At 41.0% G+C, this 15,870-nt stretch carries 12 protein-coding genes, 3 rRNA genes, 1 other RNA gene and 1 other annotated feature; of the genes, 3 read left to right on the top strand and 13 right to left on the bottom strand.

Translation table 11 applies throughout. From position 1 onward, the window contains the following. From AC4G3O_RS19210 to tadA, 8 genes are all read right to left on the bottom strand, one after another. Nucleotides 1-328, bottom strand: a 16S ribosomal RNA gene (locus AC4G3O_RS19210); the annotation flags it as partial. A 300-nt stretch (nucleotides 329-628) separates the two neighbouring features. Further along, the gene (locus AC4G3O_RS19205) at nucleotides 629-895 is read right to left on the bottom strand and encodes a pro-sigmaK processing inhibitor BofA family protein (RefSeq protein WP_066103336.1); all 267 of its coding nucleotides are present in this window, start codon (nucleotides 893-895) and stop codon (nucleotides 629-631) included. A 78-nt stretch (nucleotides 896-973) separates the two neighbouring features. Continuing rightward, entirely contained in the window at nucleotides 974-1,189 is a 216-nt protein-coding gene (locus AC4G3O_RS19200; RefSeq protein WP_066103333.1) for a YaaL family protein, read from the bottom strand. A 21-nt stretch (nucleotides 1,190-1,210) separates the two neighbouring features. Further along, complete coding sequence (recR, locus tag AC4G3O_RS19195; protein ID WP_066103328.1) at nucleotides 1,211-1,807, bottom strand: recombination mediator RecR; 597 nt, start codon at nucleotides 1,805-1,807, stop codon at nucleotides 1,211-1,213. Nucleotides 1,808-1,818: 11 nt separating this feature from the next. After that, entirely contained in the window at nucleotides 1,819-2,142 is a 324-nt protein-coding gene (locus AC4G3O_RS19190; RefSeq protein WP_066103325.1) for a YbaB/EbfC family nucleoid-associated protein, read from the bottom strand. Nucleotides 2,143-2,160: 18 nt separating this feature from the next. Continuing rightward, on the bottom strand, nucleotides 2,161-3,849 hold the full coding sequence (gene dnaX / locus AC4G3O_RS19185) for a DNA polymerase III subunit gamma/tau (protein ID WP_066103322.1): 1,689 nt from the start codon (nucleotides 3,847-3,849) through the stop codon (nucleotides 2,161-2,163). Between the two features lie 128 nt (nucleotides 3,850-3,977). Beyond that, nucleotides 3,978-4,242: signal recognition particle sRNA large type (ffs, locus tag AC4G3O_RS19180), an RNA gene on the bottom strand. A 91-nt stretch (nucleotides 4,243-4,333) separates the two neighbouring features. Continuing rightward, on the bottom strand, nucleotides 4,334-4,831 hold the full coding sequence (gene tadA / locus AC4G3O_RS19175; RefSeq protein ID WP_066103321.1) for a tRNA adenosine(34) deaminase TadA: 498 nt from the start codon (nucleotides 4,829-4,831) through the stop codon (nucleotides 4,334-4,336). Between the two features lie 143 nt (nucleotides 4,832-4,974). Here tadA and AC4G3O_RS19170 point away from each other — a divergent pair, with 143 nt between their 5' ends. Together AC4G3O_RS19170 and AC4G3O_RS19165 are read left to right on the top strand one after the other, a co-directional pair. Next, nucleotides 4,975-5,613, top strand: a complete 639-nt coding sequence (locus AC4G3O_RS19170; protein WP_066103319.1) for a deoxynucleoside kinase — start codon at nucleotides 4,975-4,977, stop codon at nucleotides 5,611-5,613. Beyond that, a complete protein-coding gene (locus AC4G3O_RS19165) occupies nucleotides 5,610-6,284 on the top strand; it encodes a deoxynucleoside kinase (RefSeq protein ID WP_066103316.1) in 675 nt (224 codons plus the stop codon). Before AC4G3O_RS19170 ends, AC4G3O_RS19165 begins: the two co-directional genes overlap by 4 nt. Nucleotides 6,285-6,783: 499 nt before the next feature. Here AC4G3O_RS19165 and serS read toward each other — a convergent pair whose 3' ends face one another. The 3 genes from serS to guaB all read right to left on the bottom strand — a co-directional run bounded on the left by serS (nucleotide 6,784) and on the right by guaB (nucleotide 11,332). After that, on the bottom strand, nucleotides 6,784-8,064 hold the full coding sequence (gene serS, locus AC4G3O_RS19160) for a serine--tRNA ligase (protein WP_066103313.1): 1,281 nt from the start codon (nucleotides 8,062-8,064) through the stop codon (nucleotides 6,784-6,786). A 52-nt stretch (nucleotides 8,065-8,116) separates the two neighbouring features. After that, nucleotides 8,117-8,346: a binding site (T-box leader), on the bottom strand. Nucleotides 8,347-8,418: 72 nt separating this feature from the next. After that, nucleotides 8,419-9,741, bottom strand: coding sequence for a serine hydrolase (locus AC4G3O_RS19155; RefSeq protein WP_066103310.1), 1,323 nt, complete (start codon nucleotides 9,739-9,741; stop codon nucleotides 8,419-8,421). A gap of 124 nt (nucleotides 9,742-9,865) precedes the next feature. Beyond that, nucleotides 9,866-11,332, bottom strand: a complete 1,467-nt coding sequence (gene guaB, locus AC4G3O_RS19150; RefSeq protein WP_066103306.1) for an IMP dehydrogenase — start codon at nucleotides 11,330-11,332, stop codon at nucleotides 9,866-9,868. Between the two features lie 111 nt (nucleotides 11,333-11,443). Between guaB and AC4G3O_RS19145 the strand changes: the two genes are divergently transcribed. Further along, on the top strand, nucleotides 11,444-12,418 hold the full coding sequence (locus tag AC4G3O_RS19145) for a YaaC family protein (protein WP_066103303.1): 975 nt from the start codon (nucleotides 11,444-11,446) through the stop codon (nucleotides 12,416-12,418). Nucleotides 12,419-12,666: 248 nt separating this feature from the next. On the opposite strand, the gene rrf is transcribed toward AC4G3O_RS19145, so the two are convergent. Continuing rightward, nucleotides 12,667-12,783, bottom strand: a 5S ribosomal RNA gene (gene rrf, locus AC4G3O_RS19140). Between the two features lie 70 nt (nucleotides 12,784-12,853). Next, nucleotides 12,854-15,789 (bottom strand): 23S ribosomal RNA (locus AC4G3O_RS19135). Nucleotides 15,790-15,870 lie beyond the last annotated feature (81 nt).

The following is a 15,870-nucleotide window of genomic DNA, read 5'->3' as shown; positions in this document are numbered from 1 at the left end:
GTCCCAGTGTGGCCGATCACCCTCTCAGGTCGGCTACGCATCGTTGCCTTGGTGAGCCGTTACCTCACCAACTAGCTAATGCGCCGCGGGCCCATCCCTAAGTGTTAGCCGAAGCCAACTTTCCTTCCAACACCATGAGGTGTTGGAAACTATTCGGTATTAGCACCGGTTTCCCGGAGTTATCCCAATCTTAGGGGCAGGTTGCCCACGTGTTACTCACCCGTCCGCCGCTAATCGTTGGGAGCAAGCTCCCTCAGATTCGCTCGACTTGCATGTATTAGGCACGCCGCCAGCGTTCGTCCTGAGCCAGGATCAAACTCTCCGAAAGATGTTTGATCTAGCTAAATTTTAAAGCAAATTGACGAGATTTTAAAAATCTCTTGTTTTTAGACTTGCTTGGCGTTTCGTTTTGTTTAGTTTTCAAAGAACAATCTGTTTTGTTGTCGTTTTGGCGACTTAACTATCATATCAAGTTAGCAACCTTTTGTCAACAACTTTTTTATTTTTTCTTTATCGCTTGCTTCATGTTATTTACTGCAGCAGCGACGTTTATTAATATATCACTTACATATCTATATTGCAATACTTTTTTCAAAAAAAGTTAGACTGCTGATTGCAGCCTAACTTTTCAGGAGATAATCCATTTTTGAATTACTATTAAAGCTGCAACTCCAGGGAATCCTAAAATTCCAGATACAAGAGTAGTGGATGGATTAATCGGGATATGCATCCCATATTTTCCGCCTACTATATTAACAATATATAATATAACGGCTCCCATAATCAGCTTGACTGAAAAACGTCCCAGCATCCTTAATGGCTTAAAAGGTGTTCCAACTAGGAATAATAAAAGAATCATACCGACAACAACAGCAATAAATACACCATGTTCCAATTAAACCCCTCCCAAGTATTTGTTCATACTGTATGAGACAGGCCATTAAATTAGAACAATCATTTAGTGCTCAACACCCTATTTGACCGATATTTTCCGTTTCCGCGCTTCTTTAAATAAATAATAATACTTTAATTCACTCAACTTTGCTTGGGAGATTGTATCAAATGAAGGATCGTAACTCGTCTCGATAAGGCTTTTATGGTTAAACCAATTCACCTTCATCGTACCGATATCCTCCAGAAGCTTTTCATCAAATTCCTTGCGCAGCTTTCCTTTTCTACGAAACAACAAGGTATTTCCTCCTTACAATCGTTACAATTCTCTTCTACCCTCGATAGCTTTTGATAAGGTAACCTCATCTGCATATTCCAAGTCACCGCCAACTGGAAGACCGTGAGCAATACGAGTGACCTTTATACCAGTTGGTTTTAGTAGTCTGGAGATATACATAGCTGTTGCTTCTCCTTCAATATTAGGGTTTGTAGCCAGAATAACTTCCTTTACCGTTTCATCCTGCAATCTCTTCAATAGGCTTGGAATATTTATATCTTCGGGTCCTATTCCATCCATTGGAGAAATACTGCCGTGCAACACATGATAAAGTCCATTAAATTCTCTCATTTTCTCCATAGCAATTACATCTTTTGGTTCTTGTATGACACAAATAATAGATTTGTCTCGATAATTATCATCACAAATATAACAAGGATCTTTATCAGTAATATGACCACATACAGAACAATACATTAAATTTCTCTTTGCATTAACTAATGCTTTTGCAAAGTCCAGTACTGTGTCTTCCTTCATGTCCAAAACAAAAAATGCCAGTCTGGCGGCCGTTTTCGGGCCAATACCTGGCAATTTCATAAAACTGTCTATTAATTTGGATATCGGTTCAGGATAATGCATAATTTTTCTCCTTACATGAATCCTGGCGGTAAATTTAACCCTTTAGTGAATTGACCCATTGTGTTATTTGTCATTTCATCCACTTTTCTTAATGCGTCATTTGTAGCTGCAAGCACAAGGTCCTGCAACATTTCGATATCGTCAGGATCCACTACTTCTTCTTTGATTTTCACATCAACGATTTCTTTATGGCCTGTAGCTATAACTGTCACCATGCCTCCGCCAGCTGTACCTTCGATTCGTTTTTGACCAAGCTCTTCTTGAGCCTCCGCCATTTTCTTTTGCATTTTTTGCATTTGTTTCATCATATTTTGCATATTGCCCATTCCGCGCATATTGTTACCTCCATAAAATTAATCTTTTATTTCTAAAAGTTCATCGCCGAAAAGTTCTCTTGCTTTAAAAATCAGCGGATCTTCTGTTTCCTCATTTGTCTCTTGAGATTCCGGTTGGTCTTGTTTTTGAGTAGAAACAAACTCCTGGCGAATTTTATGCCAGCTTTCTTCCGGAATGCCAACAATATCGTATAGATTGCCTGTCACTTGCTGTAGTGTACCCTTTAAACCACTGATGAACTCCTGATTATTCATAGCCATTTGGCAATGAATTTCATATTTGAATTTTAACACAAAAGCATCATTAGAGGCAGCTACAGGTTCTGCATCATTTAATAATGCCGCCTGTGATTTTTTCAGCGATTCAAGCATTCCACCCCAATTGCTTTTTATCTTTAATAAATCGGGCTTGGTTGCTCTTTTTAATATATCGTTAACTCGTCCTACCGGCACTTTAAAGGATCGGTTTGTTGTTACTTTAGCCTTTTCTTTAGCAGGAGCTGAGTCTTTATTAATCGCAACTCCATTTTCACGTATGGTGTTTAACTGAGTTTCCAGTTGATTGATTTTATTCATTAGTTTTTGAATCGTGTCGTCTGTAACTGAACTCTTGCTGCTTTCCGGTTCACTTTGGCAAAGCTTTACCAACAAAACCTCCAAAAATATTCTAGGGTGACTGGACCACTTCATTTCCTGAATAGAACGATTCCATTGATCAATCCAAAAATGAAGTTGATCTGACGAAATGTTTTCAGCAAGTTCTTTAAAATCTTGATCTATATAAACTCTTTCCATTGAATCCTCGAGCTCTGGTGCCGCCTGAAATAGGAGCATGTCCCGAAAATACAGAATCATATCTTCAACAAAACGAATTGGATCTTTCCCTAAAGCTAGTAATTCCTGGAGTTGATTTAATGCTTCGGCTGTCTCTCTCTTATAGATTGCACTTACAATCTTAGTTAAAAAGGATTGTGAAACAGCTCCAGTAACGGTCAGTGCATCCTCTAATGTAATGTTGTCGGAACCAAATGATATGGCCTGGTCCAGCAAACTCAAGGCATCCCTCATACCGCCTTCTGCCGCTCTTGCGATAACCAATAATGCATTCTGATCGTATGAAATGCCGGTTTCAGTTAAGATTCTTTCCATCCTTCCGACAATATCCTGTGGAGTGATGCGTTTGAAATCGAAGCGTTGACATCTTGAAATAATAGTGAGAGGAATTTTATGTGGCTCGGTAGTAGCTAAAATGAATATAACATGAGCCGGTGGTTCTTCAAGTGTTTTCAGTAAAGCGTTGAAGGCCCCAGTTGACAACATATGGACTTCATCAATGATATACACTTTGTACTTAACCGATGAAGGCGCATATTTTACCTTATCACGTATATCTCTAATTTCTTCAACTCCATTATTGGAGGCTGCGTCAATTTCTAATACATCAGAGATCGAACCATCTGTTATACCCCTGCATGATGCACATTCATTACATGGCTCCTGAACTGGGGCATGCTCACAGTTAACTGCTTTCGCTAATATTTTCGCTGCACTTGTTTTACCTGTCCCACGTGGACCTGAAAAAAGGTAAGCATGGGATATTTTTTGGTGCAGCAGGGCATTTTGGAGCGTTTTAGTAACATGTTCCTGACCGATCACATCTTCAAAAGCCTGAGGACGCCAAACTCGGTATAATGCTTGATAACCCAATATTCCTGCCCCTTCCTTACATAATCCCTTATATTATATCGTAAATAGTGACATTTACAAACGGCAAAAATGCATAAAAAAAACCATTCTTTAAACGAATGGTTTTAATCTTTTTATGTAAATAACTGCCGTGCACCCTCCGTTGATAGATATCCATAAGCGGAACCAGTGCAGTTAGCTCAGTCCAGGCTGCCCTGCGGCACATGAGAGGTCTTACTTACTGCTGCTTCCTTCCGGACCTGACAGGGTTCATAAGTTCCCATTGCGCAGGACCCAGACGTCAACACCACTTACAAAGGTCAGACCCTACAGAGTACCTACCGAGGGAGGGAATTCCGTCTTGCTAGAGCGGATTGCAAGTACAGGACACCGCTACCTTCCCACCTAGCACGGCAAATTTGAAACCAATATTAGGCGTCTTTACTGACGCATAAATTAGTATACCTATAAATAAATAAAAATGCAATATCTTGAACCTGTAAATTCATCCATTGTTTTCCGACTGTCTATTTCTCTTTGCGAGTTTCTTCTTTTCCCTTAAGTCTCTAAAAAAGGATGTTAATAAGTGACTGCACTCCTCTTCACATACCCCTGTAATTACCTCACATTGATGGTTAAAACGTGAATCATCGAGGAGATTCATAAATGTTCCCGCACAGCCTGCTTTTGGATCATTTGCACCATATACTACCCGATCAACACGAGACATCAAAATAGCACCGGCACACATCGGGCAAGGTTCCAATGTAACATATAGGGATGCCCCTTCAAGTCGCCATGTACCCAATTTCTCGCAAGCATTCTGGATTGCTAGAATTTCAGCATGGGCGGTAGCACTTTGATTCGTCTCTCTCAGATTATGCCCACGAGCAATGATCTTTCCATCTTTAACAATAACCGCTCCAATCGGAACTTCATTACTGTCTTGTGCAGCTTTTGCTTGTTCAATTGCTTCTTGCATAAAAAATTTATCATCATTCATTTTGCTAAAACCCCTTAAACAGTAGGATTATAAAAATATGGACTTTATTTATCAATATTATTTATAATGAATTCTTAAGTCTATATGGTACAATAATACTCGGTCTTTAGAAAAGAGTAACATAAAGGTAAGGAGGACCTCATATGAACCATACCCCATTTATTACTGTTGAAGGTCCCATTGGTGTGGGGAAAACTTCATTGGCGAAAGCAATAGCCAGCCATTTTCAATATAAGCTGCTAAAGGAAATAGTTGATGAAAATCCGTTTTTAGATAAATTCTATGATGATATTCAGGAATGGAGCTTTCAAACAGAAATGTTCTTCCTATGTAATCGTTATAAACAATTAGAGGATATTCAAGTAAAGTATATCCAAAATAATCAACCCGTCGTAGCAGATTATCATATCTTTAAAAATCTCATCTTTGCCCAAAGAACCATACAAGAGTCTCAATTCAGCAAGTACAAAGACATATACTCCATACTAACTATGGATATGCCAAGACCTAATATGGTCATTTATCTGGACGCAAGTATTGAAACGCTAATGCATCGAATTGCACTCCGCGGCAGAGAATTTGAGAAAAATATAAGTGAAAAATATTTAATGCAGTTATCAGAAGACTACGCTCAATTCATGAATGAATTTGAAGCAGCTCATCCTGATATCCCGGTACTTCGCTTTAATGGTGATGAAATGGACTTCATCCTAAGAAAAGAAGACCTGGATTTGATCTTAACGTCTGTATCTAATCAACTGCAAAAAGGAGTTTGTTCATGATTCTTCATCCTAAATATCAAATCCCTAAAAGTGCTGTTATTACTGTAGCCGGTACTGTCGGCGTTGGAAAATCTACATTAACAAAAGCATTAGCAGAAGAACTCGATTTTCGTACTTCCTTTGAAAAGGTAGATACTAATCCTTATCTTGACAGTTTTTATGCTGACTTTTCACGTTGGAGCTTCCATCTTCAAATCTATTTCTTAGCAGAACGCTATAAAGAGCAAAAACGTATTTTCGAATATGGCGGTGGTTTTATTCAAGACCGCTCTATTTATGAGGATACAGGCATCTTCGCAAAAATGCATTATGACAAAGGAACCATGAATCCAACAGATTATGAAACCTATACAAGTCTTTTTGAAGCTATGGTGATGACTCCATATTTTCCGCATCCAGATTTACTTATTTATCTGGAAGGCTCCCTGGATGATATTCTTAACCGTATTCAATTGCGCGGCAGAGAAATGGAGCAGCAAACTCCTGTAGAATATTGGGAGGAAATGCATGGAAGATATGAAAAGTGGATTAATTCCTTCAATGCTTGCCCAATATTGCGATTAAATATTAAAGATTATGATTTAGCTGAAGATCCAAATGCTGTTCACGATATTCTTGAACGTGTATCAGAACAAATTCAGCAATCTGGAAAATTGAAAAAGGTATTTTAAAAATATTACATTTTATACTACCTAGAAGGTTTGACCTATTAGGGCTGCTTAAAGGACCTGATTTCGCTATTCTTACCGGAATCAGGTCTTTAATTTTATCTTCATTGTCATTCTACTATTAGATATAGTCCGCCAGTTATTTCTCAAAATCCCTATCCTACGTGCTCTCCCCACCCACCTAAAACAGATTGAGCTATTCCTGCGCTTAAGGCTATATAACTTATTCGAATCCAATTAAATATATTTTGACCACTTCAATGCATTATCTCCTATTAAAAAATATCTATATAAACATCCCTTAAAAGGCAGATTAATGCCTAACTTTTAAGGAGCACTCATTTTTATATAAAAAGGGATATCCACATGCCAAACTTGGCGGATGTGGATATCCCTTTGTTAGTTATACTTATTATTTGGCGAAGGGATCGATTCCAACACAGTCCTTCAAATGGACTTTAGCACCCTTCCCCATATCAGCAGTTTGTGAATGCTCTTCATCTTAAGCTTTTGTGATAACTTTTTTTCCACCCATATAAGGTTGAAGAGCTTCTGGAATTAATACAGATCCATCTTCCTGCTGATAATTTTCAAGGATTGCAGCAACAGTACGTCCAATCGCTAGGCCAGATCCATTTAATGTGTGAACATGCTCAGGCTTAGCGTTTATATCTCTGCGGAAACGAATATTGGCACGACGAGCCTGGAAGGCTTCAAAATTACTGCAAGAAGAAATTTCACGATACGTCTCATAGCTTGGAATCCAAACTTCTAAATCATATTTTTTAGCTGCTGTGAAACCAAGATCTGCCGTACACATTTTTAACACACGGTATGGAAGCCCAAGCAATTGCAGAACTTTTTCCGCATGGCCTGTTAGTTTTTCCAATTCTTCATAAGAATCCTCTGGTCTTACAAATTTAACGAGCTCTACTTTGTTAAATTGATGCTGGCGAATTAATCCACGTGTATCACGACCTGCAGATCCTGCTTCAGATCGGAAACAAGCACTGTAAGCAGCATAGCTTATTGGCAGTTCATCACCAGATAGTATTTCATCGCGGTGATAGTTCGTAACTGGAACTTCAGCAGTAGGAACTAAGAAGTAATCCTCACTGTTAATTAAGAAAGCATCCTCTTCAAATTTAGGCAGCTGGCCCGTACCTGTCATGCTTGCACGATTAACTATGTAAGGCGGAAGCATTTCTGTATAACCATGTTCTTCAACGTGTAGATCTAACATAAAGCTTGCTAAAGCACGTTCAAGTCTTGCTCCTAATCCTTTGTAAAATACAAAGCGGCTTCCTGTAACTTTTCCAGCGCGTTCAAAATCAATGATTCCTAAATCAGCAGCTATCTCCCAGTGTGGCTTTGGCTCGAATCCAAAGTCTCTCACTTCTCCCCACTTTCGCGCCTCAACGTTTTCATCCTCAGAATCTCCGACAGGAACACTTTCATGCGGGATATTAGGGATAGTCATCATAATTGAATCCAGTTCTTCTTCAATTGTACGCAATTCCTGATCGAAGCCTTTTATTTTTTCGCCAACCTCACGCATTTCAATAATTAACGCATCGGCATCCTTTTTCTCTTTTTTCAGCATAGCAATTTGTTGGGAGACTTCATTTCTTCTGCTTTTTAACTGTTCAGTTTCAACAATTAATTCTCTGCGGCGTTTATCGAGATCCTCAAATTTATCTAGATCATTCAAATCTTCCCCACGGTGTTTTAGCTTTTCCTTAACTTCTTCAAGGTTTGCACGCAATAGTTTTACATCAAGCATACTAAATTCCTCCTTTTAAATTATTGTAAACAAACAAAAAACTCCCGTCCCTAAAAGGGACGGAAGTTTTATCCGCGTTGCCACCCTAGTTATAGGCATTTTATATAAATGCCTACCACCTCATAAGATAACGGCTTTTAAAACCGAGGATATTTATTCTCCTTTAAGATTTCGATATCCTGCTCCGAGATGGATTCATCAGACGATATCGCCAGTTTGCACCACCCACTGGCTCTCTTCAGATATGCTACTCTGATTACTGGTTCTCATCAACGCTATTCGTTTATTCATTTAATATTCTATTAACTATCATACACTCTTCGCGCAACTATATTCAATCATAAAAATAAAATTTTAGAATAAACCTTTAACTGCTCCAGTGATACTATCCCACATATCACCGAAGAAGCCTCCGATTGCTCTCATGGATAATACAAACCAGTTTGACTTTTCAACAGTTTCAGCAGCTACAACATCAACGCTGATATTCTTTTGCCCTTCCTCTGTTAAGAAGCCAAGATCACTCTTGTCGGATTCAAGAGTTAGATAACCAACCTTATCTCCTTTTTTCACTGGAGCCACCAGGTTGCCATCTTCATCAAGCTTGTCCTTATCTAATACTAGTTTAGTCTTAAGATTTTCCTTTTCGCCATTTTTTACAATAAGGTTAATTGCCTTGTTTGTCTCAATAGCTACAGACTTTTCTTTCCCTTTTGCAACAGGTAGTGTTTTTTGACCTTTTACTTGATATCCTTTTTCTACAATCTCCTCTGTGGAGAAGTTATTAAAAGCATAGTTAAGTATTTTTTCAGTTTCTGAAAAACGTGACATTTTACTGTCTGCTTTCATCACAACTGAGATATATCTTTTTCCATCTCTTTCAGCTGTTGCAGTGAAACAGTTGCCGGCGAATTCTGTAGAACCGGTCTTTAATCCATCTACACCATTATACTCTGCAATCAATCCTGGCAACATCCAGTTGAAATTTTTATATGTTTTGCCATCTTTAAATTTTAATTCTGGCTTTTTAGCAGTATCTATCACCTCAGGATAGTCTGTTACTAAATGATATGCCAACTTAGCAGTTGCACGTGCTGACATAAGATTTTCATCATTCTCTTCACCTGCAGGATGCTGGCCAAGCAGGCTTGAGTTATTTAAACCGGACGAGTTAACGAATTTATAGTCTTTCAAACCTAACTCTTCGGCTTTCTCATTCATTAATTTCACGAAATTCTTTTCAGTACCGCCAACCACTTGTGCGAGAGCTACTGTAGCAGCATTACCTGAGAATATGGCCATTGCCTCGTAAAGCTCTTTAACAGTATAAGTTTCACCTTGTGTCAAACCTATATTCGATAAACCTGGAGCTCCTGAGAGTTTATGTACATATTCGTCAATTGTAACAGTTTGATCCCACTTAATTTTCCCGTCTTCAATAGCTTCTAATACAAGATACTCTGTCATCATTTTTGACATGGATGCTACGCCAAGCACCTTATCAGAATTTTTTTCGTAAAGAATCTTTCCACTAGTCGCATCTATTAGTATTGCTGCCTCAGCACTCAGTCCTAGCTCGTCTTCGGCATATGCAGTAGTATTCGTGAATGGAAAAACAAATGTAACAAGTAATGTTAATACAGCAAGTAAAGAAGTTAATTGTTTTGCCTGTCTCAAGTATATCCCCCCTGATTATCAATGATTGTCGATTAAACACTTTTGTTATTGTATCATAAAAGGACTAAAAAAAATAGACAGAGTATAAAGATACTCTGCCATCTTTTCTTTAGTGCTTGATAACTTAGTTATAGGAATAGTTCGGTGCCTCTTTTGTAATTTGTACATCATGCGGATGACTTTCTTTTAATCCAGCTCCAGTCATTCTGACAAATTGTGAATTCTCTCTGAGCTCTTCTAAATCTTTCGTTCCGCAATAACCCATACCTGCACGAAGACCACCGATAAGCTGATAAATCGTATCAGCTAATGGACCTTTATAAGGAATTCTTCCTTCTATACCTTCAGGAACAAATTTCTTCGCATCTTCCTGGAAGTAACGATCCTTAGATCCTTTTTCCATTGCTGCTACTGAACCCATGCCTCTGTATACTTTAAATCTTCTGCCTTGGAAGATTTCAGTGTCTCCCGGACTTTCAGTCACTCCTGCTAATAAGCTGCCCAGCATAACGGCATGTCCGCCTGCTGCTAATGCTTTAGCAACATCACCAGAGTATTTAATACCACCATCTGCAATAATCGACTTACCGTGCTTTCTTGCTTCAGTTGCACAATCATAAATGGCAGTGATTTGTGGCACACCTACACCAGCAACGACCCGTGTTGTACAAATAGAACCAGGTCCAATACCTACTTTTACAATATCAGCTCCAGCCTCAATTAACGCTCTTGTACCCTCAGCAGTTGCAACGTTCCCTGCAATAATAGTCAACTCAGGGAATGTTTCTCTAATTTCACGTACCTTATCAAGTACACCCTTAGAGTGGCCGTGCGCTGTATCCAGTACAATCGCATCTACATCTGCGCTAACCAGCATCTCTACCCTTTTCATAGTATCAGATGTAACACCTACAGCAGCAGCTACAAGTAATCTTCCGTATTTGTCTTTTGCTGATCTTGGGAATTCAATTATTTTTTCAATATCTTTAATAGTGATTAAGCCTTGAAGTGTACCCTCTTCATCTACTAGAGGGAGCTTTTCAATTTTATATTGCTGTAGAATTTTCTGCGCCTCTTCTAGATTAGTTCCCACAGGAGCTGTTACCAAGTTTTCCTTTGTCATAACATCATCAATACGCATGGAGTAATCGCGAATAAAGCGCATATCACGGTTTGTTATAATACCTACCAATTTCTTTTCTTCCTTGTTGTTAACAATCGGAACACCAGATATTCTATATTTGCCCATTAAATGCTCCGCATCGTAAACCTGGTTTTCTGGAGTTAAGAAAAATGGCTTTGTTATGACACCATTTTCGGAACGCTTTACTTTATCAACCTGTTCAGCTTGTTGTTCAATAGACATGTTCTTATGAATAACACCCAGTCCGCCTTGTCTAGCCATTGCTATAGCCATCTCAGACTCAGTTACTGTATCCATACCCGCACTAATTATAGGAATGTTTAGGGCTAAGTTGTCTGCTAAACTCACCTTTAGTGATACATCCTTAGGTAACACTTCAGATTTACCTGGTATAAGTAATACATCATCAAAGGTTAAGCCTTCTTTGGAAAATTTATCTTTCCACATATTATGTCCTCCATTCCCAAAAAAATTTATTTGTAGATTAACAATTGGACAAACTACTGTCAAGGAAAAAGTAACTAGTTTAAATATTCAAACAATTAAAGAGGGGTAGTTATGTCCAAACAACAATATGATTATAATCATCTGTTCTCACCTTATTATTCAACAAACTACACACAGAAATACTTAAAAAACGCCTATAATAAATTAGGACTACTGAATGCTGATACATATAGTTACGATAACTGTAACAAATTTATATCTTATCTTGAGACTGGAATACTTTATTTTAAACAGTTGGATACTCTTCCTATTCAGCTAAAACCGCTTCTTTTATACTATGGGTTTACTCATTTTTTAAAGGCATGTCTATTAGTTGTTGATCCGCTTTATCCGGAAACAACCGCTGTCTTATCTCATGGGGTATCCACAAGGAAAAAGAAAAAACAACAATACGAATTTCTTTTTGATGAAATTAAAATTCAGCGCCATGGATTATTTACTCACACAGCCGAGAAGATATATGGAATAAAGCAATTGGAGAACGAAAAAATAGCAATGATTGATATACTTCAGGAAATCCCTGAGCTTGGAATCCTTTTTAAAAGATTAAAAAATAAATGTACAAGTATTGAAGTTCTTTTTAACAAAGAACACACTGTAGTCCATCTACCGACTATCGTTTTGGATCAGTATAAAATGACCTCAGAACGTTTTAAGGACTTTCTTAACTCCAAGTGGGAGCTACCTATACAGGAAATACATCAGGATGGAGAGAAGAGATTGCATCTGCATTTTAAAAAAGCATACCTTCCGATACTTGGGGATGTACCTTTTAGATTTAATATACATTCGGACACATTCCATCTTTCCTTACAAAAAGAAGGATTAGCCTCTACCTTACCAGATCTTTTAATACTTTATTTACTATTGTATAACCTCAGTATGATTTCCCGATATGAAACGGAGTGGTGGTCAGACTTATTTAAGGAGATGCCCTTTTATGATCTTCCCTTTATCAATAGCTTACTGAGTATAGCTGAAATTAAAATCCCATTCTTGATATCGGAGTGGTTAGATTGTATATAGAGAATGTCTAATAAATAGGGTCAGTGTGGCAATGCAAAGGGTTTGATAGTTAGGAATTAAGTAAAAATCGTTTATGCCATGTTTCCCTTTCTATTCCCTGCATCCGTCCAATATGAATCATACACACCTTTCTGCTATTTCTCATAACACTCGGTACCTTCTTCTCAACAAACGTTCGAAGGTATCCTTCAGTCTTAAAAACAACACAAAAAAAAACCAGCTCATCAACTGAACTGGTTTCTTAAATTGCCCGGCAACGTCCTACTCTCACAGGGACTCGCGTCCCAACTACCATCGGCGCTGAAGAGCTTAACTTCCGTGTTCGGAATGGGAACGGGTGTGGCCTCTTCGCCATCATTACCGGACTATTTGGTTAGAAAGAAATCATTCCTTCAAAACTGGATAATGTAAGTTTGGCAAGTATGCTTGATTCATTTGGTTAAGTCCTCGAACGATTAGTATCCGTCAGCTCCATGTGTCACCACACTTCCACCTCGGACCTATCAACCTGATCATCTTTCAGGGTTCTTACTAGCTTGCGCTATGGGAAATCTCATCTCGAGGGGGGCTTCATGCTTAGATGCTTTCAGCACTTATCCCGTCCGCACGTAGCTACCCAGCTATGCTCTTGGCAGAACAACTGGTACACCAGCGGTGCGTCCATCCCGGTCCTCTCGTACTAAGGACAGCTCCTCTCAAATTTCCTGCGCCCACGACGGATAGGGACCGAACTGTCTCACGACGTTCTGAACCCAGCTCGCGTACCGCTTTAATGGGCGAACAGCCCAACCCTTGGGACCGACTACAGCCCCAGGATGCGATGAGCCGACATCGAGGTGCCAAACCTCCCCGTCGATGTGGACTCTTGGGGGAGATAAGCCTGTTATCCCCGGGGTAGCTTTTATCCGTTGAGCGATGGCCCTTCCATGCGGAACCACCGGATCACTAAGCCCGACTTTCGTCCCTGCTCGACTTGTAGGTCTCGCAGTCAAGCTCCCTTGTGCCTTTACACTCTGCGAATGATTTCCAACCATTCTGAGGGAACCTTTGGGCGCCTCCGTTACTCTTTAGGAGGCGACCGCCCCAGTCAAACTGCCCACCTGACACTGTCTCCCACCCCGATCAGGGGTGCGGGTTAGAATGTCAATACAGCCAGGGTAGTATCCCACCGATGCCTCCACCGAAGCTGGCGCTCCGGCTTCAAAGGCTCCTACCTATCCTGTACAAGCTGTACCAAAATTCAATATCAGGCTGCAGTAAAGCTCCACGGGGTCTTTCCGTCCTGTCGCGGGTAACCTGCATCTTCACAGGTACTATAATTTCACCGAGTCTCTCGTTGAGACAGTGCCCAGATCGTTACGCCTTTCGTGCGGGTCGGAACTTACCCGACAAGGAATTTCGCTACCTTAGGACCGTTATAGTTACGGCCGCCGTTTACTGGGGCTTCAATTCGCACCTTCGCTTGCGCTAAGCGCTCCTCTTAACCTTCCAGCACCGGGCAGGCGTCAGCCCCTATACTTCGCCTTGCGGCTTCGCAGAGACCTGTGTTTTTGCTAAACAGTCGCCTGGGCCTTTTCACTGCGGCTCTTCGAGGCTATAAACCTCTAATGAGCACCCCTTCTCCCGAAGTTACGGGGTCATTTTGCCGAGTTCCTTAACGAGAGTTCTCTCGATCACCTTAGGATTCTCTCCTCGCCTACCTGTGTCGGTTTGCGGTACGGGCACCTTCTTCCTCGCTAGAGGCTTTTCTTGGCAGTGTGGAATCAGGAACTTCGGTACTCTAGTTCCCTCGCCATCACAGCTCAGCCTTATGTGATGAGCGGATTTGCCTGCTCATCGGCCTAACTGCTTGGACGCGCATATCCAACAGCGCGCTTACCCTATCCTACTGCGTCCCCCCATCACTCAAATGGAAGAGAGGTGGTACAGGAATATCAACCTGTTGTCCATCGCCTACGCCTTTCGGCCTCGGCTTAGGTCCCGACTAACCCTGAGCGGACGAGCCTTCCTCAGGAAACCTTAGGCATTCGGTGGAAGGGATTCTCACCCTTCTTTCGCTACTCATACCGGCATTCTCACTTCTAAGCGCTCCACATGTCCTTCCGGTCATGCTTCACAGCCCTTAGAACGCTCTCCTACCACGCATACCATACGGTATGCATCCACAGCTTCGGTGATACGTTTAGCCCCGGTACATTTTCGGCGCAGAGTCACTCGACCAGTGAGCTATTACGCACTCTTTAAATGGTGGCTGCTTCTAAGCCAACATCCTGGTTGTCTGGGCAACTCCACATCCTTTTCCACTTAACGTATACTTTGGGACCTTAGCTGGTGGTCTGGGCTGTTTCCCTTTTGACTACGGATCTTATCACTCGCAGTCTGACTCCCGAGTATAAGTCTTTGGCATTCGGAGTTTGTCTGAATTCGGTAACCCGATGAGGGCCCCTAGTCCAAACAGTGCTCTACCTCCAAGACTCTAAACTCGAGGCTAGCCCTAAAGCTATTTCGGAGAGAACCAGCTATCTCCAGGTTCGATTGGAATTTCTCCGCTACCCACACCTCATCCCCGCACTTTTCAACGTGCGTGGGTTCGGACCTCCATCCAGTGTTACCTGGACTTCATCCTGGACATGGGTAGATCACCTGGTTTCGGGTCTACGACCACATACTGCAAACGCCCTATTCAGACTCGCTTTCGCTGCGGCTCCGTCTCATCAACTTAACCTTGCATGGGATCGTAACTCGCCGGTTCATTCTACAAAAGGCACGCCATCACCCATAAAAGGGCTCTGACTACTTGTAGGCACACGGTTTCAGGATCTCTTTCACTCCCCTTCCGGGGTGCTTTTCACCTTTCCCTCACGGTACTGGTTCACTATCGGTCACTAGGGAGTATTTAGCCTTGGGAGATGGTCCTCCCGGATTCCGACGGGATTCCTCGTGTCCCGCCGTACTCAGGATCCACTCGGGAGGGAACGAAGTTTCGACTACAGGGTTGTTACCTTCTCTGACGGACCTTTCCAGGTCGCTTCATCTACCCCGTTCCTTTGTAACTCCACAATGAGTGTCCTACAACCCCAGATGGCAAGCCATCTGGTTTGGGCTGATTCCGTTTCGCTCGCCGCTACTCAGGAAATCGCATTTGCTTTCTCTTCCTCCGGGTACTTAGATGTTTCAGTTCCCCGGGTGTGCCTTCATACACCTATGAATTCAGTGTAAGATACTGCCCCATTACGGGCAGTGGGTTTCCCCATTCGGAAATCTCCGGATCAAAGCTTACTTACAGCTCCCCGAAGCATATCGGTGTTAGTCCCGTCCTTCATCGGCTCCTAGTGCCAAGGCATCCACCGTGCGCCCTTATTAACTTAACCGTTAAAAAACTCTTACTCGGTTTTTATTAAAACGCATTTACTTTGCCTTACATTACATTATCCAGTTTTCAAAGAACGATT

Source organism: Bacillus sp. z14 (2026), assembly GCF_058313575.1.
This window is presented reverse-complemented; position numbering and strand designations above follow the sequence as displayed.